Origin of the sequence: Paenibacillus sp. FSL R7-277, assembly GCF_000517965.1 — a bacterium.
GTDB classification, from domain to species: Bacteria; Bacillota; Bacilli; order Paenibacillales; family Paenibacillaceae; genus Paenibacillus_AQ; species Paenibacillus_AQ silagei.
Map to the genome: position 1 here is coordinate 1 of NZ_ASPX01000099.1, position 227 is coordinate 227.

Below are 227 nucleotides of genomic sequence, written 5' to 3' on the forward strand. Positions count from 1 at the left end.
ATGGTCCTGCTGGATTCATACGGGGTTTCACGTGCCCCGCACTACTCGGGATCCGTCTCGGAGAGAACACAGTTTAGGTTACAGGGCTTTTACCTCTATCGCGGGCCTTTCCAGACCTCTTCACCTACCATATTCCTTTGTAACTCCACGTGAGACGTCCCACAACCCCAAGAGGCAAGCCCCTTGGTTTAGGCTGTTCCGCGTTCGCTCGCCGCTACTGACGGAAT

General features: G+C 55.1%; 1 rRNA gene. It reads right to left on the reverse strand.

Annotation, left to right across the window (positions count from 1 at the left end):
* Positions 1-227, reverse strand: a 23S ribosomal RNA gene (locus C173_RS27080); the annotation flags it as partial.